We start from the raw sequence: 20,162 nt of genomic DNA, 5'->3' as shown, positions 1-20,162 counted from the left end.
TCAGCGTCCGGCGACCAGGGTGGTGACCACGAGCAGCCCGGTCGCGCCGGCGAGGGCGAGGCCGGCGGAGAACGCCATGAGCAGCGCGGCGTCGCGCACCTGGTGGCGCACCCGGCGGCGCGCGAGGTCGGCGCGCGGGACCGCGGGTGCGGCGCTCGTCGTCTGGCTCATCGGTCTCGACCCCGGGTGGCAGTGGCGGCTGGATTGCTGGGGTGGTGCTGGTCGTGCTGCTGCTGGTGCTGCTGGTGCGACGGCCGCAGGGCCTGGTCCCCGCCCGCTCCGGATCGGGGAAGACGCGGGTTCTGGAGCCGGGGAAGGTGCCCCAGAACACGGGAGCGGGCTGAGACCGGGCCCTGCGGACGTCGCTGGTGGAGTTGTGTGGGGAGCGGTGGAGCGGGTCAGACAGGCGGACGCTCGTCGAGGTCGGCGAACTTCTCCGAGGCACCGGAGGAGTAGTCGGCCCACCGCTGCGGGTCCCAGATCTCGACCCGGTCCATCACGCCGATGACGACCACGTCGCGCTGGAGCGCCGCGTAGGCGCGCAGGTGGAGCGGGATGCCCACCCGTCCCTGCTTGTCGGGCGTCGTCTGCTCGGCCGAGGCGAAGAGGACGCGGGCGTAGTCGCGGGCGTCACGGTTCGTCATCGGCACGCCCTGGGCGCGGGCGGCCTCCTGCATGAAGACGTCCTCGGGCCACACGACCAGGCACTTCTCCTGCCCTTGCGTGATCACGAGGCCCTCCGCGAGTCGATCCCTGAACTTGGCGGGGAGGAACAGCCGGCCCTTCTCGTCGAGCTTCGGCGTGAACGTGCCCATGAAGAACACGTCGCACCTCCACTGACCGGCACTGCACTGGTCGCTTCCTCCACTGCGCTCCACCCTACTCCACTTCACTCCACCGTCAACCACTTCTCCCCCCATCCGCACCCCAATCGCTCCCCGGCCGCGCGGCATCGCTCCCCCGGACGCCGTCGCACGGCCCCCACCTGCGGACCTGACGCCGGTTGCCCGCCGCCCCTACGGTGGGAGCAGGCGGGCGTCGGCGGATCCGACGGCTCCGGCGCCGCCGGCGCCGACCGCCCCACGAGGGAGTGGAGGCCCCGTGACCGACCCGACCAGCGACCCCCGCGCCGGGGCCCCTGCGCCGGCCACCGCCGACGTCGACGCGATCGCCCGCGTGGCGGGACGCATCCGCGAGAACGTCGAGCGGGTCATCGAGGGCAAGCCGGACGTCGTGACGGCCGCGCTGGTCGTCCTGCTCGCCGAGGGCCACCTGCTGATCGAGGACGTGCCCGGCGTCGGCAAGACCATGCTGAGCAAGGCGCTGGCGCGGAGCATCGACTGCACGGTGCGCCGCATCCAGTTCACGCCCGACCTGCTGCCCTCCGACGTCACCGGCGTGTCGGTCTTCAACCAGGACACCCGCGAGTTCGAGTTCCGTCCCGGCGGCGTCTTCGCCAACGTCGTGGTCGGCGACGAGATCAACCGGGCCTCGCCCAAGACCCAGTCGGCCCTGCTGGAGTGCATGGAGGAGCGTCAGGTCACCGTCGACGACACGACCTACGCGCTCGAGACCCCGTTCCTGGTCATCGCGACCCAGAACCCGGTCGAGATGGAGGGCACCTACGCCCTGCCCGAGGCGCAGCGCGACCGGTTCATGGCCCGGGTCTCGATGGGCTACCCGGTGCTGAGCGCCGAGCTGGCCATGCTGGCCGGTCACACCAGCGCGTCCCCGCTCGACGACCTCGAGCCGGTCACCGACGCGGCCGAGGTGCGCAAGGCGATCGCGTCGGTCGGACGCGTGCACGTCGCGGACGCCGTGCTGCGATACGCGCTGGGCATCACCGGCGCGACCCGCGCGAGCGCCGAGCTGCGCCTGGGCGCCTCGCCCCGGGCGAGCCTCCACCTCGTCCGGGCCGCCAAGGCCTTCGCCGCACTGCAGGGTCGCGACTACGTCATCCCCGACGACGTCGCGCTGCTGGCGCCGTCGGTGCTGGCGCACCGCCTCATCCCGACGCTGGGCGCCGCCGAAGCCGGTCGCACCGGCGACCGCATCCTCGCCGACCTGATCGCCGGTGTGCCCGTTGCGTGACGCCCTGGCCGGACTCACCTTCCGGGGCCGCGCCTTCGTCGCGGCCGGCGTCACCGCGCTCGCCTGCGCGATCGTGCTCGACCAGACCACGCTCCAGCGGGCGGCCCTGCTCGGGCTGCTGCTCCCGCTGGTCGCGGCGGTCGTCCTCGCGCGCAGCCAGTACCGCCTCGCCCTCGGCCGGGTGCTGGCACCGGGGAGCGTCCCGGTGGGCCAGCGCGCCGAGGTGACGCTCACCGTCACCAACGAGGGCCGCACGCCCAGCGGCGTGCTGCGCCTGGAGGAGCAGGTGCCCTACGCCCTGGGGGCGCGACCGCGCTTCGTCCTCGACGGCGTCGGCCGCGGCTGGCGTCGCCAGGTGCGCTACGAGGTCCGCTGCGAGCAGCGCGGCCGGTACGTGCTGGGCCCCATGCGGGTGCTGGTCGGCGACCCGTTCGGGCTGGTCGCGCTGCGCCGCGAGTTCACCAGCACCGCCACACTGCTGGTCACGCCGAAGGTCGTCGAGCTGCCCGCCGCGCCCCTCCCGACGGGCTGGTCGGGCTCCGGCGACCAGCGCCCGCGACCCGCCGCCGTGGGCAGCGCGGAGGACCTCACGGTGCGCGGCTACCGCATCGGCGACGACCTGCGACGCGTCCACTGGCGCAGCTCGGCGCGCGCCGGCGAGCTGATGGTGCGGCAGGAGGAGCAGCCGTGGCAGGCGCGGGCGACCGTCCTGCTCGACGATCGCGCCGCCGCGCACGCGGGGTCGCGCTCCGGCCTCGAGGCCGCCGTCAGCGCCGCGGCCTCGGTCGGGCTGCACCTGGCCCGGCGCGGCTACGAGGTCCGCCTGCTCACCACCACCGACGCCGGCCGGCCCGCCGACCCGCGGCCGACCACCCCGGCCCGGCTGCTCGAGCGTCTGGCCGAGGTCGAGGCCTCCCTCGTGACGCGCCTGCCCGCCGATCTCGCCGACCGGGTCGAGGGCGACCTGCTGGTCGCGGTGCTCGGCTCCCTCGGCGAGGCCGACGTCCCGCTGCTGGCGCGCGCACGCCGCACCGCGGCCACCTGCCTCGCGCTGCGGCTGGGCGACGACGGGGCGCTGCTCGCAGGTGCCGGCTGGCGCCAGGCGGGCTTCTCCTCCGAGGCCGACCTCCCGGCGGCGTGGGTCGCCGCGGTGGCCGGCGCCCCGGCGGGGGCCCGCTGATGGCCGCCGCCCGCTCCGTCGGAGCCGTCCGTCCGGCCCGGCTGGCCGCGCCGGCCCTGTTGGGTCGCTCGCTCCTCGCCACGCTCACCGGCTGGCTCGCGCTGCTCTCGTGGTCGGCGTTCGCCCAGCAGCCGGCCGGCTACCTGCGTCCGCTCCTGTGGATCGCGGTCGTGCTCGCGCTCACCGGCACCGCGCAGCGGCTGCGCACCCGCGTGCCCTGGCCGCTGGTCGTGATCGCGCAGACCTGCGTCGGCGCGCTCGGCGTCACCGCGGTCGCGCTCGGCCACCCCTGGGTGCTCAGCAGCGCGGACGCCGCCCGCCTCGCCGAGCAGTGGCGCGCGGCCGTCGCGTCCGCGCAGACCTACGCCCCGCCGGTCGCCGCCGACGTGCCGCCGATCGACCTGGTGATGGTGGCGGGCGGCACGGCGCTGCTCGTCGTCATCGAGCTGCTGGTCGGCACCGCACGCCGCACGCCCCTGGTGGCCCTGCCCCTGCTCGGCGCGGTCGCGGTGCCGTTGGCCATCGTCGGCGACACCGTCCCGTGGTGGCAGGTGCTGCTGGTGGCCCTCGGGCTCGGGGCGCTGCTGCTGCTCCACGAGCGCGACACCGCCGGCCGCTGGGGCCCCCGGATCGGCGGCGCCGACGACCACCGGCCGACGACCGTCCGCACGACCGCGCTGCTCATCGGCGGGTCGACGGCGGCGCTCGCCCTCGTCCTGCCGCTGGCGCTCCCGGGCGTCGGCACGGCGCCCTTCGGCCTCGGCTCGGGGCCGGGCCGCGGCGGGAGCGGCGTGTCGGTCACCAACCCCATGACGGACCTGCAGCGCGACCTGCGGCGCGGCGCCGACGTGCCCCTGGTGCAGGTGCGCACGGCCGAGCCCGACCCGTCGTACCTGCGCATCGCTGTGCTCACCACCTTCAACGGCGAGCGCTGGACGGCCGGCGACCGCGCCATCCCCGACGCGCAGCGGGCCGACGGCCAGCCCATCCCGCTCAGCGGCGTCGACGCCGACGTGCCGCGCACGGCTCGCCGCTGGTCGGTCGACGTGGGCGACTTCAGCTCGCGCTGGCTCCCGACGGCCTCGACCGCCACGGAGGTCACCGCCGAGGGCGACTGGCGCTACGACGTGGCCACCGGCGACGTCATCGCCGCGGACGACGACCTCGACACCCGCGACCTCTCCTACTCGTTCGTGGCCCAGGACCTGCGCATCACCGCCGCCGACCTGGCCGCCGCCGGTCCGCCGGGCGGCGCCGTGTCGTCGTCCTTCACCCGGCTGCCGGACGACCTGCCGCCGATCGTCCAGCGCCTCACCGACCAGCTCACCGAGGGCGCGACCGACGACTTCGAGATCGCCTCCCGACTGCAGGCGTTCTTCCAGGACGAGTTCACCTACGACCTCGAGCAGGCGCCGGTCGGCAACGGCGTCAACGCGCTGGCGGCGTTCCTGGAGCCCACCGGCCCCGACGCGCGCCGCGGCTACTGCGAGCAGTTCGCCTCGGCGATGGCCGTCATGGCCCGGCTCGCCGGCATCCCCGCCCGGGTGGCGGTCGGCTTCCTGCGTCCCGAGCGCCTCGGCCCCGGCGTGTACGAGTACTCCAGCCACGACCTGCACGCCTGGCCCGAGCTGTTCTTCCGCGGGTACGGCTGGGTGCGCTTCGAGCCGACGCCGACCGTCCGCACCGACACGGTGCCCGGCTACAGCGTCCAGCGGGACGGCGGCCCGAGCCAGCCGCCGAGCACCGCGCCCTCCGCGCAGCCGTCCGCCCGGCCCTCCGCCGCCCCGAGCCAGGCGCCCGAGCAGCGACGCGAGCAGACCCCCGCGCCGTCCGCCGACGCGCCGGTGGCCGCCGGCAGCAGCCCGCTCCCCCGTGTGCTCAGCGGTGCGGCGATCGTGCTGGCCGTCGTCGGCCTGGTGCTGCTGCCCCGCTCGCTGCGGCGGCGCCGCCGTAGGCGCCGCCTCGCCGGCGACCCCGAGCAGCGCTGGGCCGAGGTCGGCGACACCGCCCGCGACGTGGGCGCGCCATGGCCGCCCGCGCGATCCCCTCGGGAGACGGCCGCGGCGCTCGCGCCGACGCTCGCGCCCGAGGCACGCGCCGCGCTCGACGCCCTGACCCTCGAGGTCGAGCGAGGCCGGTACGCCGGATCCGCGGCGAGCGCTGCCCGCGGCACCGCGTCCGACTCCGCGACGAGCTCGGCCGCGACCGTCGTGGCGGCACTGCTGCGCGACGCGAGCCCGCGAGCACGGCGCCGGGCGACCTGGCTCCCCGTCACCCCGCTGCGCCATCGCGCCGCGGCCCCGGTGGCGGCGACCGCCGAGGACGCCGAGCTGGTGTCGTCGGCCCGCCGGCCCTGACGACTGCCCCAGACGCACCACGGCCCGACCGGAGGACCGGTCGGGCCGTGGAGAGCTTCGCGCGAGGCGATCAGAAGCCGCCGGAGTCGCGACGGCGACGCCAGCGCTCCTCCATCCGCTCCATGAAGGAGCCGGACGAGCGACGCTGGCGGCGCGGCCGCGAGGACCGACCGCCGTCGACGACCGCGAAGCCCCGCGAGGTGGGCCGGGCCGCAGCCTCGGCGGGGGCGCCGCCCTGCTGGGCCCGCATCGCGTTCAGGCCGAGGATGGTCGAGGCCAGCATGACGCCGAAGCCGACCACGCCGAGCGGCCACGCCTTCGCGACGACGCCGGTCATCAGGACGACGACGCCGAGGACGAAGACGGCTCCGGCGAGGACCGCCCTGCGTCGCGCCGACCGTCGCGCCGTGGTGCCGCGCAGGGTCGAGACGAACTTGGGGTCCTCTTCGGAGAGGGCGCGCTCCATCTGCGCGAGCGCTCGCAGCTCCTCTTCCGAGAGTGGCACGTCAGCCTCCGGGTGAGATCGTGTCTGGGCCCGCCGCCGGCGGCGGCCGGGGCTCCTCCAAGGATAGGCAGGCCCCGGGCGCCACGGTAGGCGGACCCGGCGAAAATCTCGCGGCCGCCGGGGTCAGGCCGGGCGGACGGCCAGCACGTGCAGTCGGGCGGCCAGCGGCCGGAACTCGGGGCGCTCGGCCACCGCGCGCTCGAGCTCGAGCAGCGCGGCGGTGGCGCCCGGCTCGAGGTCGAGCAGCGAGCCGGGCACGAGGTCGGCGAAGACCCGGATGGCCTGGACGAGCCCCGGCGTGAGGCCGGCGTCCTGGAGCCAGGCCAGCAGCTCCTCGGCGACGAACCGGCGACCGCGCGAGCCGGGCGCCGCGGCGTCCTCGTCGAGCAGCGCACGCGCCTGCTGGAAGTGGCCGGCCATCGCACGGGCGATCACCGCGGCATGCCGCTGGGCCACGAGCAGGCTCAGCGTGCCGCCGGGTCGCAGCACCGAGGCGAGCCCGGCGAGCGCAGCCGCGGGATCGTCGGCGAGCTCGAGGACGCCGTGGCACAGCAGCAGGTCGACGCTGGCGCCGCGTTCGGGCAGTGAGCTCAGATCGCCCTGCTCGCCCGCGACGGTGACGCCCGACTCGCGGGCGCGGCGGTCCAGGGCCGCCAGGGCGTCCGGGCTCGGGTCGACCACGGTGACGCGGTGGCCGGCCTCGGCGATCCGCACCGCGAGCCCGCCCGTGCCGCCGCCGATGTCGAGCACGTCGAGCGCTCCCCCGGCGCTCGCGGGCGCGACCAACGGCTCGAGCGCCGACCAGACCGCGCCGAGCCGGGCCGCGTGCCGGCGCTCCGAGGGCCGGTCGCCGACGAGTCCGGATCCGGCGGGCGTCTCAGGCATGGCGCCACCCTAGTGCGGGGCGAGGAGCACGGGTCATCCGGCGCGCAGCCGCTCGAGACCGTGCTGCCGCGGCGCCAGGCCGAGAGTCTGCTCGACGACGGAGAGGAACCGCTCGGCGTCGCGGAGCAGGTCGTCGGCCTCTCGCGCGCTGACGGCCCGAGCGGAGCCGGCGGCGGCCGCGGCCCGCTTGGCGGCGCCGGCGGCGAAGAACGCGGCCCACTCCTCCAGCTCGGGGGCCAGGCGCGCCAGCAGCGTCCAGGCGGTGCTGCGGCCGCGCGGGCGGCCCGCCTGCGGACGCGACCGGGCGGCCACCACGGCGGCCGCGGCCTGCAGCGCGGCGACGTGGGCGGTGGCGTACCGCGCCGGGACGCTCGGCTCGTGGGCCGCCTCGGCGAGCGAGGCCGCGGAGCGCTCGAGGTAGGCGTGCACCTGCTCGGACAGCAGCGCCGGGTGGACGACGACGGGCGCGCCGCGCTCCGGGACCGGGTCGGCGGCGGCGGGGGTGGGGTCGGGGCTCATCTCGGCCTCCTGTCGTGTCGAACGCCTGTTCGACACGAGTGTGCGTCGTGCGGGCGCCGCGGTCAAGCACCGCTCCCCCGGCGACGGTCGTGCCGCGGGTCACGCGGTGGCGTCTAGGGTCTCGGACATGCACGCGCCCCGTCCCGATCGCTCCGCGCTGCCCGTGCCAGCCGTGCCAGCCGTGCCCGCCGAGCGGGCGGAACGCTGACGTGGCGGACGTCGTCGTCGTCGGCGGCGGGCTCGGCGGCCTGGCCGCCGCGGCCCGCCTGGCGAAGCTGGGCCACGCGGTGCGACTCGTCGAGCGCTCCCCCCGGGTCGGCGGCGCGCTGCTCGACGTCGAGGACGACGCGCTGCCCGGCTTCGCCTGGGACGCCGCCGTCTCCACCGTCCTGCTCCCGGCCGTGCTGCGCGACCTGTTCCGCAAGTCGGGCCGCCCGCTGGAGCGCGAGCTGGAGCTGGTGCCGCAGGACGTCCTGCGCGAGCACCGCTTCGCCGACGGCGGCTCGCTGACGCTCCACGCCGGATCCCGCGGACGGCAGGCGGAGGCGTTCGACGCGCTCCGGGCGGGCCTCGGCGAGCGCTGGCTGGCCTACGTCGACGAGGCCGGACGCGACTGGGAGGCCCTGCGCACGGCCTACTTCGAGGTGCCGCCCGACCTCCGCGGCCGCGACGCCCTCCCGGCGGAGGCCCGGCTGCGGCTGGACTCCCGCGAGACGCTCGAGCGCCGCGCGCGGGCCGCCTTCCGCGACCGCCGGGCCCGGCTCGTCGCGACGCACCCGGCCGTCCTCGACGGCCAGGACCCGCGCCTGACCCCCGGCTGGACCGCGCTGACCGCCTACCTCGAGCAGACCTTCGGCACCTGGCGGGTCGTCGGCGGCACCGGCGCGCTGGCCGCCGCGCTCGAGCAGCGGCTGGTCACCCGCGGCGTGGAGGTGCTCGCCGGCGTGCGGGCGCTGGACGTCCGCCTCGAGGCCGGACGCGCGGTCGGCGTGCGCGTGCAGCGGGACGGCGCGACGCCGGAGGACCTCGACGCCGATCTCGTCGTCTGCGCGATCGACCCGCGCGGGCTGCCCGCCCTGGCGCCGCACGTCGCGACGTCGATGCCGGCACTGCCCCCCGTCGTCAGCCACCTCGCGCTGCGCGACGACGACCCGTCCGACCCGCTGCCCGACCTGCCGCCCGAGCTGGTGCTGCACGGCGAGCCGCTGCTCGTCGTCCGACCCGGAGGCCGGGCGCCGGAGGGTCACCGGGCCTGGTCGATCCTCGCCCGGGGCCGGGTCGACGAGGACCTCGCCGTCGCCCTGGCCCGCCGCGGCCTCGACGTGCGCTCGCGGATCGTCGGCCGCGTCGACCTGTCGGCCCGGGCGCTGGTGGAGCGCTGGCACGGCTCGCCGTACGGCGTCCTGTGGCAGGGCCGCGGGACGGTGCGGCGCCGCCTCGGGCCGACGACGCCCGTGCCCGGCGTCCTCGCGGCGGGCGCGCACGCCACCCCGGGCGCGGGCCTGCCGGCCGTCGGCCTCTCGGCGGCGCTCGTCGCGCAGGTCGTCGGCCCCGCCTGAGCGGACGGCTCAGACGGTGACGTTGAGCCGCTCGAAGATCTCGAGCGTCGCCCGCGACTGGTTGAGCGTGTAGAAGTGCAGGCCCGGCGCGCCGCCCGCGAGGAGCTCCTCGCACAGCTCCGCGGCCAGCGCGATGCCCTCCGCGCGCATGGCGGCGGGGTCGCCCTCGTGGCGCGAGATCCGGGCGACGATCTCGGGGGGCACGTCGGTGCCGATCAGCTCGCCCTGACGCCGGATCGCGCTGAGGTTCAGGATCGGCATGATGCCGGGCAGGATCGGCAGGTCGACGCCGCGGGCCCGCACCCGCTCGACGAGCGCGAGGTAGTCGTCGGCGCGGAAGAACATCTGGGTGACCGCGAACTCGGCGCCCGCGCGGGCCTTGGCGGCGAGCACGTCGGCGTCGAAGTCGAGCGAGGGCGAGGCCGGGTGCCGCTCGGGGAAGGCCGCGACGCCGATGCGGAAGCCCCGGGCCGCCGCCATCTCGACGAGCTCCTGGGCGTAGGTGAGGCCGCCCTCGGTGGGCGTCCACGGCGCCCGGGGGCCCTCGGCGGGGTCGCCGCGCAGCGCCATCACGTGGTGGACGCCGGCCGCCTCGTACTCGTCGAGGATCGCCTCGAGCTCCTCGCGGGTGTGGCCGACGCAGGTGAGATGGGCCATCGGCAGCAGCGAGGTCTCGCGGGCGATGCGCCCGGTGATGCGCACGGTGGTGTCGCGGTTGGATCCGCCGGCGCCGTAGGTGACCGAGACGAACGACGGCGCGTACGGCTCGAGCGCGCTGACGGCCCGCCACAGCTGCTCCTCGCCCGCCTCGTCGCGCGGCGGGAAGAACTCGAAGCTGAACGAGCGCTCACCGGCCTGCACGAGGTCCCTCAGCGAGCGCCCGCGACCGATCGTCATGCCCCGATCGTAGGGTCGCGGCCCCAGCCCCGACCGCGGCCGTCCACGCCCGGGGCCTACGCTCGGGTCGCGTGAGCGCCTCCCCCGCCCCGAGCCCGCAGGCCGTCCCGGCCGACGACGCCGACGCCTTCCGCGCGGCGGTGCAGGCGGCGCTCGACGCCGTGGTCGACCACCAGGCCACGGTCCTCGCGCCGCTGGGGCCCGACGCGGAGCGGCTGCTCGCCGAGATCCGCGCCCTGCTGGCCGGCGGCAAGCGGCTGCGGGCGCTCTTCTGCCGCTGGGGCCACCTCGCCGTGGCCGGCGGACGGCCGCTGGACGACGCGCACGAGGCGGCCCTCGTGCGGGCCTGCGCGGCGCTGGAGCTGCTGCACGCGAGCGCCCTGGTGCACGACGACCTGATGGACGCCTCCGACACCCGACGGGGCCGGCCGTCGACGCACCGCGGGTTCGAGGCCCAGCACGCGGCGTCCGACTGGACCGGCGACCCCGCGCAGTACGGCGCGGCGGCGGCCATCCTCACCGGCGACCTGCTGCTCGCCTGGGCCGACGAGTCCCTGCGCCGGTGCGGGCTCCCGCCGGCCGAGGTCGCCCCGGCCCTGGAGGTCTTCGACGCCTGCCGCACCGAGGTGATCGCGGGGCAGTTCCTCGACGTCTCGGTGCAGGCCCGGGGCCGCGCCGACGTCGCCACCGCGATGACCGTGCTGCGCTACAAGTCGGCGAAGTACTCGATCGAGCGGCCGCTGCACGTCGGCGCCGCGCTCGCGGGGGCGGACGCCGGCGAGCTCGAGGCGCTCAGCGCCTACGGCCTGCCGCTGGGCGAGGCCTTCCAGCTGCGCGACGACGTGCTGGGCGTCTTCGGCGACCCCGCCGTCACCGGCAAGCCGGCCGGCGACGACCTGGTCGAGGGCAAGCGCACGGTGCTGGTGGCGCTGGCGCTCGAGCACGCGGCGCCGGCCGAGGCCGCGGAGCTGGACGCCGCCCTCGGTCGTCCGCTCGCACCCGCCGAGGTCGAGCGGCTGCGCGCGATCATCGAGGGCTCGGGCGCGCTGGCCCGGGTCGAGGCCCTGATCGCCGACCTCACCGCGCGCGCCCTCGCGGCGCTGGAGGACGCCCCGATCGCCGCGCGGCCCCGCGAGGCGCTGCGGGCGCTCGCCGAGGCGGCCACGCGTCGGCAGGTCTGAGGCGGTGGCAGGTCCGAGGCGGTGGCGCCGCGCTACCAGGCCATCGCCTGCGCGCGGCGCTTGACCTCCGAGCCGCGGTTCTCGCGCAGCGCGTCGATCGGGCGTCCGGGCAGGTCGAGGTCGAGGAAGAGCCAGGCGATGATCTCGCGGTCGGAGTAGCCGCCGTCGTGGAGCATCGTCACGACGCCGCTGAGCCCCTTGGCGAGGTCGCCGTCGTGCACGAACAGCTCGGGGACCAGCTGGCCGCGTCCGGGCGCGGGCACGGCCGCGGCGAGCAGGTGGTCCTGGATCATCGACTTCACCCGCGACGTGGTGACGCCGATGCGGCGGCCCACCTCGGCCCAGTCGATCCAGTCCTCGACCAGCACCGCGAGGTCGTGGTCGGCGAGCGGGAGGTCGGCGGCGGGGGTGTCGGACATGCCTCCATGATCCCACGGCCCCTCACCCGTACGATGGCGGCGCGGTGCCGGACGCCGCGAGCAGGTCGCACACGAGCACGGGCGGAGCGGATCGGGATGGAGCAGTCGCCGCGGTCGGGGTCCGTCGGCGCCTCGTCCGACCCGCTGACCGGACGCCTGCTCGACGGCCGCTACCGGGTCGGACGCCGCATCGCGCGCGGCGGCATGGCGGGGGTCTACGAGGCCGTCGACGTGCGGCTCGACCGGCTGGTCGCGGTGAAGATCATGCACGCCGGGCTCGGCGACGACGCGCAGTTCGCGGCGCGGTTCGTCCGCGAGGCCCGGGCGGCGGCGCGGCTGACCCACCCGCACGTCGTCTCGGTCTACGACCAGGGCGCCGACGACGGCACGGTGTTCCTCGCGATGGAGCTCGTGCCGGGCCACACGCTGCGCGATGTCATCTCCCAGCGCGCGCCGATGCCGCCGGCGCAGGCCCTGGCCCTGCTCGAGCCGGTCGTCTCGGCGCTCGCCGCGGCACACCGGGCCGGTCTCATGCACCGCGACGTCAAGCCCGAGAACGTCCTGATCTCCGAGGACGGCCAGGTCAAGGTCGCCGACTTCGGGCTGGCCAAGGCGATCAGCGCGGAGACCCAGCACACCGCCACCGGCGTGCTGATCGGCACCGTCTCCTACGTCGCCCCCGAGCTGGTCGTCGACGGGTCGGGCGACGCCCGCGCCGACGTCTACGCCGTCGGCGTGATCCTGCACGAGCTGCTCACCGGCCAGAAGCCGCACCAGGGCGAGAGCCCGATCCAGGTGGCCTACAAGCACGTGCACGAGGACGTCCCGCCGCCGTCGCGGCTGGTGCCGGGCCTGCCGGCGTACGTCGACGCGCTGGTGGCCCGCGCGACCGCGCGCGACGTCACCCAGCGTCCCTCCGACGCCGGCGTGCTGCTGCGGCACCTGCACCGGGTGCAGCAGGCGCTGCGCGAGGGCGTCGACGACCCGGGGCTCACCCAGGACCTCACGCCGCTGGTCGCCGCGCTCGGCGGCACCGAGGAGATCGTCGGCGTCGAGGAGATCCGCGACCGGCTGCACGAGCCGCAGACGATGCCGCTCGCCACCCGGCCGCCGGCGCGGGCGGAGGGTCTGTCGGCATCCGACGTCGAGCACACCACCGTCGCCCCGCTGGCTCCCCCCTACGCCCCCGTCCCGACGCCGGCCGGCCCGGCCGCCTCGGCCGGCGGAGCCGCGCCCCGCCGTCGACGTCGGCGCGGCCCCCTCCTGCTCGTCCTGGCCGTCGTGCTCGCCCTCGCCGTGGCCGGCGGCGCCTACTGGTTCGGCTACGCCCGCTACGCCTCGCTGCCCAGCGTCCTCGACCTGACCCAGGCCCAGGCCACCGCGCGGCTCGAGGCCGCGGGCTACCGGGTGCAGACCGGCGCGGCCGTCTACAGCGACGACGTCGCCCGCGGCCACGTCGTCTCCACCGACCCCGATCCGGGGTCGCGGGTGCTCGACGGTGCCACCGTCACGCTGGTGATCTCGCGCGGCGTCGAGCAGTACCCGGTGCCCGACCTCGCCGGCCGCACCCGCGACGACGCGGAGCAGGCGCTGCGCGACACCCGTCTCGAGGTCGGCCTGGTCACCGGCCGCTACTCCGAGACGGTGCCGCAGGGCCAGGTGATCTCCAGCGACCCGAAGGCCGGCACCGAGCTGCGCCGGGGGGTCTCCGTCGACCTCGTCGTGAGCAAGGGGCGCCAGCCGATCCGCGTCGGCTCCTGGGTCGGCAAGCCGGCCGACGACGCGCAGCGGGCGCTCGAGGCGCGCGGGCTACGGGTCGACCGCGGCCAGCAGCAGTTCAGCGACACCGTGCCCGCCGGGTCGGTCATCTCGCAGAGCCCCCGCGGCGGCACGCTCTTCCGGGGCGACACCGTCACCCTGGTCGTCTCGCGCGGCCCCGAGCTCGTGAAGGTGCCGGGCGGTCTGATCGGCTCGGGCGTCGACGCCGCCCGCTCGGCGCTGGAGGCCCAGGGCTTCAAGGTCAAGGTCGCGAGGTCGGGCGCCTACATCGGCCTGCAGTACGTCCTGCGCACGTCCCCGGGCAGCGGCGACCAGGTGCCCAAGGGCTCGACCATCACCCTCTTCCTCGTATGACCGGGACGACCGGGACCGGCGCTCCGCTGCGCCCGCTGGGCACCCACGTCCAGGTCGGCAAGGGACTGGTGCCGGGCGCGCTGGCCGCCGTCGACGCCCTGGGACTCGAGGCCGTGCAGGTGTTCCTCGGCAACCCGCGCGGCTGGGCGCGCAGCGAGGGCCGCCCCGACGACGACGCCGGCTTCCGCGCCGGAGCGGCCGAGCGCGGCCTGCGCGCCTACGTGCACGCGCCGTACCTGGTGAACCTCGGCTCGCCGACCCCCGCGACCTACGAGAACAGCGTCGCCCTGGTCGGGCACAACCTCCGCCGGGCCGCCGAGATCGGCGCCGAGGGGCTGGTGGTGCACACCGGGTCGTTCGTGTCGCCGGCCGGCGACGACGCCGAGAGCGCGGAGCGGCTGGCCGCGGCCCTGCGCCAGGTGCGCGAGGGCCTGCTGCCGCTGCTGGACGCCGCGGGCGCCGCGGACGACGCCGGGCCGATGCTGCTCCTCGAGCCGACCGCGGGGCAGGGACGCTCGCTGTGCGCGGGCGTCGACGATCTCGGGCCCTACCTCGACGCCCTCGACCACCACCCCCGCGTCGGCGTCTGCCTCGACACCTGCCACGTGTTCGCCGCGGGCGCGCCGCTCGACGAGCCGGGCGGCGTCGACGCCACGCTGCGCCGGCTCGAGGAGGTCGCGCCCGGACGCCTGCGGCTCGTGCACGCCAACGACTCGAAGGACCCGCGCGGCTCCCTCAAGGACCGCCACGAGCGCCTGGGCGAGGGCCACGTCGGCGTCGACGCCTTCGCCGCCCTGCTCGCCCACCCCCTCACCGCCGGGGTGCCGTTCGTCCTCGAGACCCCCGGCTCCCGCGATCCCGACAGCCCGTGCCTGGCGCTGCTGCGCCGGCTCCGGGAGGAGACCCCGTGAGCACGCCCACCCTGTCCGCCGCCCCCGGCGTCTCGCGTCGCACCAGCCTGCTGGCCACCGCGGCGCTGCTGGCGATGACCGCCTGCTGGGGCTCCACGTTCTTCCTGATCAAGGACCTCCTGGAGCGGGTGCCGACGCTCGACTTCCTGGCCGTGCGCTTCGCGATCGCGGCCGTCGTCATGGCCGCGGCGGCGCCGGGCGCGCTGCGCCGCCTGACGCCGGAGTCGCGGCGGCACGCCCTGGTGCTCGGCCTGGTCTACGGCGTCGCGCAGATCCTCCAGACGGCCGGGCTGGCCCACACCCCGGCCTCGGTCTCGGGCTTCATCACCGGCCTCTACGTCGTGAGCACGCCGCTGTTCGCCGCGCTGCTGCTGCGCACCCGCATCGGCGCGACCACCTGGGCCGCGGTGGCGCTGGCGATGGCCGGCCTGGCGGTGCTGACCCTTGACGGGCTCTCGATCGGCTACGGCGAGGCGATCACGCTGGTCGCCGCGCTCCTCTACGCGCTGCACATCGTCGGGCTCGGCGCGTGGTCCGACCCCCGTCAGGCGCTCGGCATGTCGATCGTGCAGATCATCGTGATCGCCGTGGTGTGCCTGACCGCCACGGCCTGGGACGGCCTGGTGCTGCCGCCGACGGCCGCCGACTGGGCGTCGGTGCTCTACATGGCGCTGGTCGCCGGGGCGCTGGCGATGCTCGCGCAGACGTGGGCGCAGGCCCACCTGCCGCCCACCCGCTGCGCGATCGTCATGTCGATGGAGCCGGTCTTCGCCGCCGGCTTCGCGGTCGCGCTCGGCGGCGAGGACGCCACGCTGCGGATGGTCGCGGGCGGGCTCATGGTGCTCACGGCGATGCTCGTCGTCGAGCTGCGCCCGGGCGATCGACGGACCCCCAGCGAGGGCGACGTCCCGCATCTTGCCGTCTGAGACGCCGCCGGTGGGCCCCGCGCCCCGCGCCTACGGTCGGCCCGACGCCGCACCCGCCCGGGCGTCGGAGGAGTGAGCCCGCCATGGTCGTCGTGATGGCCCCGGACGCCACCGACGAGGACGTCGCGCGGGTCGTCGAGCGGGTCGAGGCCGTCGGCGGCGAGGCCTTCGTGAGCCGTGGCCGCTCGCGCACGATCATCGGCCTGGTGGGCGACATCTCCGCCTTCCACCACCTCAACCTGCGCACGCTGCCGGGCGTCGCCGACGTCCACCGCATCTCCGACCCGTTCAAGCTCGTCAGCCGCCAGCACCACCCCGAGCGCTCCACCGTCGTGCTCGGCGACGGACGGGTCCGCGCCGCGATCGGCCCGGACGCCGCCGGCCCGGCCGTGGGCCTCGTGGTCGGCCTCGGCCTCGTCGAGGACCACCACCAGCTCGGCGAGGCCGCCCGCATGGCGGCCGGCGCGGGCGCGGGCGCGCTGCGCGGCGGCGTCGTCCGGCCCCGCACCGGACGCACGAGCACGCCGCCCGCCGGACGCGACCTCGAGGCGCTCGGCGGGGTCGCCGCGGCCATCGGGCTGCCGCTGATCGTGGGGGTCGCCCGGGCCGAGGACGCCGCGCCGGCCGCCGCGGTCGCCGCGGGGCTGCGGGTCGGCGCCCGCCAGGCCGGCGACGAGGAGCTGCTCGCCGCGGTCGGCGAGGCGGGGCGCCCGGTGCTGCTGGAGCGGCCGCTGGGCGCGACGATCGAGGAGTGGCTGCTGGCGGCCGAGGTGGTGGCCCAACGCGGGGCCCTGCAGATCGTCCTGCTCGAGCGCGGCGTCCGCAGCGCCGAGCCCCGGACGAGCGCGACCGTCGACCTGGCCGCCGTCCCGCTGCTGCAGGCGGCCTCGCACCTGCCGGTGCTGCTCGACGCCTCCCGTGCGGCCGGTCGCGCGGAGCTGGTGCTCCCGATCGCCCGCGCCGCCCTGGCCATCGGGGCCGACGCCCTGCACGTCGAGGTGCATCCCGCCCCGGAGCAGGTCGTCGACGAGGCCGTCTGGCCGCTCGCGGGGGCGCCGCTGCGCGAGCTCGCCGGCGTGGTGCGCCGGGTGCCGCGCGTGGACGGACCGCGCCGCTCCCCGAGCGCGGCCGACGAGCCCACCCGCTGACCCGGCAGACTTGGGGCCGTGACGACCTGCGCCCGGTGCCACGCACCCCTCGGCGTCGGCCGGTACTGCACCAACTGCGGGCATCGGATCGACGGCGACCTCCCTCCCGCCTCCGCCCCGCTGCCGGCGAGCGCACCCGCCGAGCCGAGCGAGCCGACCGAGCCCGCGCCCGCGCACGAGCCGCCGCCGCCCGCCCGGTTCCCGCTCTGGGCCGACGCGGACGCCGAGGCCCCGGCGGAGACCACCGGGGTGCTGCCACTGGTCGCGGCGCCGCCGCCTCCCCCGGGGCCCGGGAGATCCGGACGCGCCGGCTCGGGGCTGCTCGTCGGGGTGCTGGTCGCCGGTGCCGCGGTGGTCGCGCTCGTGGTGATCGGCGCGCTGCTGCTCGTGGGGGGCGACGACTCCGCGCGCGACGCCGCGGCCACCGCGCCCTCAGCGGCCTCCGCCGACGCCGCGCCCAGCGAGGCGCCCACGACGTCCGACACGCCCTCGCCCTCCAGTCCGTCGGCCTCGGCGTCGGCCACCCCCGCGTCCGACGAGGCGCAGCAGCTCGCCGGGCTGACCTCCGTGACCGCTCCGCCGGCCGGCGGATCCTCCACCGACGTCGCCACCGGCGAGCCGATCGACTACGTCGCGGAGAACCTCGTCGACGGCGACCCCGCCACCTGCTGGCGCACGCCCGGCGACGCGTCCGGCCGGGAGATCGTGCTGCGGCTGCCCGAGCGCACCGATCTCGTGGAGGTCGGGCTGGTCAACGGCTACGCGAAGACCAGCCGCGCCGGGGGCCGGGTCTACGACTGGTACCACGGCAACCGGCGGGTGCTCTCGGTGCAGTGGACCTTCGACGACGGCCGCACGATCGTGCAGGACCTCCGCGACACCCGCTCGCTCCAGCGGCTCGACGTCACCGGGGTGCGCACCGAGACCGTGCGGCTCCGGCTGCTCGCCGTGAGCGCGCCGGGCACGGGGCCCGCCGGCAAGGACAACACCGCGATCAGCGAGATCTCGCTGCTGGGCACCGCGCCGCAGGACGGCTGACGCGCTCCGCCTCAGCCGAGCAGCGGGGCGAGCGCGGCGACCGCGCGATCGACGGCGTGCCGGTCGACGCCCAGGTGCGTGACGAGGCGGAGCGTGCGGGGGCCGACCGCCGAGATCAGCACGCCCGCCTCCCGCGCCCGGGCCACCACGCCCGGGGCGTCGTCGTGCGGCACCACCACGATGTTGGTGTCGACGCCCGCGGGATCGATCCCGCACGCCTCGGCCAGCAGCCGCGCGTGGGCGTGGTCGTCGGCCAGCCGCTCGACGTGGTGGTCGAGCGCGTGCAGGCCGGCCGCCGCGAGGACGCCGACCTGGCGCATGCCGCCGCCCATCCGCTTGCGCCACACGCGGCTCTCCTCGATGGCCGCGGCGCTGCCGACGACGAGCGACCCGACCGGGGCGCCGAGGCCCTTCGAGAGGCACACGGCGAGGACGTCGGCGACGGCGCCGTAGGCGTCCAGCGGCGTGCCGGTGGCCACGTGGGCGTTCCACAGCCGCGCGCCGTCGAGGTGCACCGCGACGCCGACCTCGTCGGCCCAGGCGCGCAGCGCCCGCAGGTCGTCGATCGGCAGGACGGCGCCGCCGGCGAAGTTGTGGGTGCACTCGACCGCGACGGCCGCCGTCGGCACGAAGAACGGCCCCATGTCGGGGGCGAAGAGACCCTGGATCGCCGGCAGGTCGACCTGACCGCGCGGGTGCGTCCAGGTGCGCATGGTCAGGCCCGTGTACGCCGCGTGCGCGCCGAGCTCGGCGCGGGCGATGTGGGCCGACGACTCGCAGAGCACCTCCTGCCCGACGCCGACGACGGTGCGCACGGCGAGCACGTTGGCCATCGAGCCGGTGGGCGCGAAGAGCGCGGCCTCGTGGCCGAGCAGCTCCGCGACCCGCTCCTCGAGCGCGCGGACGGTCGGGTCCTCGCCGTAGACGTCGTCGCCGACCTCGGCGCGGGCCATCGCGGCGCGCATCGCCTCGGTGGGCGCGGTGACGGTGTCGGAGCGGAGGTCGATCAGGCGGGCGGGGCTCACGGGCGGATCAGGCCTGTCGCAGCATCTCGGCGACGAGGAAGGCCATCTCGAGCGACTGGACGCGGTTGAGGCGCGGGTCGACGACCGACTCGTAGCGGTGGGCCAGGCCGGCCTCGTCGAGCTCCTCACCGCCGCCGATGCACTCGGTGACGTCGTCGCCGGTCATCTCGACCAGGATGCCGCCGGGCCAGGTGCCGAGGCCGCGGTGCACGTCGAAGAAGCCCTGGACCTCGTCGACGACGTCCTCGAACCGGCGGGTCTTGTAGCCGGTGGAGGACTCGAAGGTGTTGCCGTGCATGGGGTCGCAGACCCAGGCGACCTTGACGCCCTCGGCGGTGACCTTCTCGACCAGCGGCGGCAGGCCGTCGCGCACCTTGCCCGCGCCGAAGCGGGTGATGAAGGTGAGCCGGCCCGGGACGTTGTCGGGGTTGAGCCGCTGCGCGAGCGCGAGCGCGTCGTCGGCGCTGGCCGTCGGGCCGAGCTTGACGCCGATCGGGTTGCGCAGGTGGCGGAAGTACTCCACGTGCGCGCCGTCGAGCTGGCGGGTGCGCTCGCCGATCCAGACGAAGTGGCCCGAGACGTTGTAGGGCTGCTCGGTGCGGGAGTCGATGCGCGTCATCGCGTGCTCGTACTCCATGAGCAGGGCCTCGTGGCTGGAGTAGAAGTCGACCCGGCGCAGCTCCTCGGGGTCGGCGCCGATCGCGGACATGAACGCGAGCGCGCGGTCGATGTCGGCGGCGAGCGCCTCGTAGCGCTGGCCGGCCGGCGAGGTCTTCACGAAGTCGGTGTTCCAGGTGTGCACCTGGCGCAGGTCGGCGTAGCCGCCGGTGACGAAGGCGCGCACGAGGTTGAGCGTCGCGGCCGAGGCGTTGTAGACGTCGAGCAGGCGCTGGGGGTCGGGGATGCGCGACTCGGGCGTGAAGTCGAAGCCGTTGACGGCGTCGCCCCGGTAGGCCGGCAGCGTGACGCCGTCGCGGGTCTCGGTGTCGGAGGACCGCGGCTTGGCGTACTGGCCGGCCAGCCGGCCGAGCTTCACGACCGGCACGGAGCCCGCGTAGGTGAGGATGACGGCCATCTGCAGCAGCACGCGCAGCTTGTTGCGCACGTTGTCGGCGGTGACGCCGTCGAAGGTCTCGGCGCAGTCGCCGCCCTGGAGCAGGAACGCCTCGCCGCGGCTGACCGCGGCCATCTTGGCGGTGAGCTCGTCGCACTCGCCCGCGAAGACGAGCGGGGGCATCGTGCGCAGCCGCTGGACGGCGGCGTCGACGGACCCGGCGTCGGGGTAGGTCGGCTGCTGCAGGGGCTTCAGCGCGTGCAGGTCGGCGAGGGACGGCAGGCTCACGCCGTCCAGCCTACGCGGGAGCGGCGCCTCGGACCGCTTCGTCGCG

Annotated in this window: 19 protein-coding genes; 10 read left to right on the top strand and 9 right to left on the bottom strand. The window is 76.5% G+C overall.

Annotated features, from left to right (window positions below; translation table 11 throughout):
- Together K8Z61_RS02420 and mraZ are read right to left on the bottom strand one after the other, a co-directional pair.
- Window positions 1–171, bottom strand: a complete 171-nt coding sequence (locus K8Z61_RS02420) for a hypothetical protein (RefSeq protein WP_224126468.1) — start codon at window positions 169–171, stop codon at window positions 1–3.
- A 227-nt stretch (window positions 172–398) separates the two neighbouring features.
- On the bottom strand, window positions 399–815 hold the full coding sequence (mraZ, locus tag K8Z61_RS02415; protein ID WP_224126467.1) for a division/cell wall cluster transcriptional repressor MraZ: 417 nt from the start codon (window positions 813–815) through the stop codon (window positions 399–401).
- A gap of 286 nt (window positions 816–1,101) precedes the next feature.
- Between mraZ and K8Z61_RS02410 the strand changes: the two genes are divergently transcribed.
- Genes K8Z61_RS02410 through K8Z61_RS02400 form a run of 3 tightly spaced genes read left to right on the top strand, consistent with a single transcriptional unit; the run spans window position 1,102 to window position 5,628 of the window.
- Window positions 1,102–2,091 (top strand): AAA family ATPase, encoded by a 990-nt coding sequence (locus tag K8Z61_RS02410; protein WP_374227895.1) that lies wholly within the window; start codon window positions 1,102–1,104, stop codon window positions 2,089–2,091.
- On the top strand, window positions 2,075–3,271 hold the full coding sequence (locus K8Z61_RS02405; RefSeq protein WP_224126466.1) for a DUF58 domain-containing protein: 1,197 nt from the start codon (window positions 2,075–2,077) through the stop codon (window positions 3,269–3,271). Before K8Z61_RS02410 ends, K8Z61_RS02405 begins: the two co-directional genes overlap by 17 nt.
- Window positions 3,271–5,628 (top strand): transglutaminaseTgpA domain-containing protein, encoded by a 2,358-nt coding sequence (locus K8Z61_RS02400; protein ID WP_224126465.1) that lies wholly within the window; start codon window positions 3,271–3,273, stop codon window positions 5,626–5,628. Before K8Z61_RS02405 ends, K8Z61_RS02400 begins: the two co-directional genes overlap by 1 nt.
- Before the next feature lie 70 nt (window positions 5,629–5,698).
- On the opposite strand, the gene K8Z61_RS02395 is transcribed toward K8Z61_RS02400, so the two are convergent.
- The 3 genes from K8Z61_RS02395 to K8Z61_RS02385 all read right to left on the bottom strand — a co-directional run bounded on the left by K8Z61_RS02395 (window position 5,699) and on the right by K8Z61_RS02385 (window position 7,537).
- Complete coding sequence (locus K8Z61_RS02395) at window positions 5,699–6,133, bottom strand: DUF3040 domain-containing protein (protein WP_224126464.1); 435 nt, start codon at window positions 6,131–6,133, stop codon at window positions 5,699–5,701.
- A 123-nt stretch (window positions 6,134–6,256) separates the two neighbouring features.
- Entirely contained in the window at window positions 6,257–7,018 is a 762-nt protein-coding gene (locus tag K8Z61_RS02390) for a methyltransferase domain-containing protein (RefSeq protein WP_224126463.1), read from the bottom strand.
- A 33-nt stretch (window positions 7,019–7,051) separates the two neighbouring features.
- On the bottom strand, window positions 7,052–7,537 hold the full coding sequence (locus tag K8Z61_RS02385) for an SAV_6107 family HEPN domain-containing protein (RefSeq protein ID WP_224126462.1): 486 nt from the start codon (window positions 7,535–7,537) through the stop codon (window positions 7,052–7,054).
- A gap of 209 nt (window positions 7,538–7,746) precedes the next feature.
- Between K8Z61_RS02385 and K8Z61_RS02380 the strand changes: the two genes are divergently transcribed.
- The gene (locus tag K8Z61_RS02380) at window positions 7,747–9,096 is read left to right on the top strand and encodes an NAD(P)/FAD-dependent oxidoreductase (protein WP_224126461.1); all 1,350 of its coding nucleotides are present in this window, start codon (window positions 7,747–7,749) and stop codon (window positions 9,094–9,096) included.
- 9 nt (window positions 9,097–9,105) lie between these two features.
- Here the strand turns inward: K8Z61_RS02380 and metF are convergent, their stop codons facing one another.
- Window positions 9,106–9,993, bottom strand: coding sequence for a methylenetetrahydrofolate reductase [NAD(P)H] (gene metF / locus K8Z61_RS02375; protein WP_224126460.1), 888 nt, complete (start codon window positions 9,991–9,993; stop codon window positions 9,106–9,108).
- A 71-nt stretch (window positions 9,994–10,064) separates the two neighbouring features.
- On the opposite strand from metF, the gene K8Z61_RS02370 reads away from it, so the two are divergent.
- Entirely contained in the window at window positions 10,065–11,174 is a 1,110-nt protein-coding gene (locus K8Z61_RS02370; protein ID WP_224126459.1) for a polyprenyl synthetase family protein, read from the top strand.
- 32 nt (window positions 11,175–11,206) lie between these two features.
- Here K8Z61_RS02370 and K8Z61_RS02365 read toward each other — a convergent pair whose 3' ends face one another.
- Window positions 11,207–11,593, bottom strand: coding sequence for an Rv2175c family DNA-binding protein (locus K8Z61_RS02365; RefSeq protein WP_224126458.1), 387 nt, complete (start codon window positions 11,591–11,593; stop codon window positions 11,207–11,209).
- A 96-nt stretch (window positions 11,594–11,689) separates the two neighbouring features.
- On the opposite strand from K8Z61_RS02365, the gene pknB reads away from it, so the two are divergent.
- From pknB to K8Z61_RS02340, 5 genes are all read left to right on the top strand, one after another.
- The gene (gene pknB / locus K8Z61_RS02360) at window positions 11,690–13,726 is read left to right on the top strand and encodes a Stk1 family PASTA domain-containing Ser/Thr kinase (RefSeq protein ID WP_224126457.1); all 2,037 of its coding nucleotides are present in this window, start codon (window positions 11,690–11,692) and stop codon (window positions 13,724–13,726) included.
- Window positions 13,723–14,637, top strand: coding sequence for a deoxyribonuclease IV (locus K8Z61_RS02355; protein WP_224126456.1), 915 nt, complete (start codon window positions 13,723–13,725; stop codon window positions 14,635–14,637). The genes pknB and K8Z61_RS02355 overlap by 4 nt, the downstream gene beginning before the upstream one ends.
- Window positions 14,634–15,563: a DMT family transporter gene (locus tag K8Z61_RS02350; protein WP_224126455.1), complete on the top strand. Its 930-nt coding sequence runs from the start codon at window positions 14,634–14,636 to the stop codon at window positions 15,561–15,563. The genes K8Z61_RS02355 and K8Z61_RS02350 overlap by 4 nt, the downstream gene beginning before the upstream one ends.
- An 83-nt stretch (window positions 15,564–15,646) precedes the next feature.
- Window positions 15,647–16,711: a 3-deoxy-7-phosphoheptulonate synthase gene (locus K8Z61_RS02345; RefSeq protein WP_224126454.1), complete on the top strand. Its 1,065-nt coding sequence runs from the start codon at window positions 15,647–15,649 to the stop codon at window positions 16,709–16,711.
- 18 nt (window positions 16,712–16,729) lie between these two features.
- On the top strand, window positions 16,730–17,749 hold the full coding sequence (locus K8Z61_RS02340) for an NADase-type glycan-binding domain-containing protein (RefSeq protein ID WP_224126453.1): 1,020 nt from the start codon (window positions 16,730–16,732) through the stop codon (window positions 17,747–17,749).
- Window positions 17,750–17,760: 11 nt separating this feature from the next.
- On the opposite strand, the gene K8Z61_RS02335 is transcribed toward K8Z61_RS02340, so the two are convergent.
- The gene (locus tag K8Z61_RS02335; protein ID WP_308116733.1) at window positions 17,761–18,774 is read right to left on the bottom strand and encodes a GntG family PLP-dependent aldolase; all 1,014 of its coding nucleotides are present in this window, start codon (window positions 18,772–18,774) and stop codon (window positions 17,761–17,763) included.
- A gap of 7 nt (window positions 18,775–18,781) precedes the next feature.
- Window positions 18,782–20,116: a class II 3-deoxy-7-phosphoheptulonate synthase gene (locus K8Z61_RS02330; RefSeq protein ID WP_224126452.1), complete on the bottom strand. Its 1,335-nt coding sequence runs from the start codon at window positions 20,114–20,116 to the stop codon at window positions 18,782–18,784.
- Window positions 20,117–20,162 lie beyond the last annotated feature (46 nt).

Origin of the sequence: Nocardioides sp. TRM66260-LWL (assembly GCF_020075545.1) — a bacterium.
Lineage (GTDB): Bacteria > Actinomycetota > Actinomycetes > Propionibacteriales > Nocardioidaceae > Nocardioides.
The sequence above is the reverse complement of the archived record's forward strand: the minus strand, read 5'-3'. Positions and strand labels throughout refer to the sequence as shown.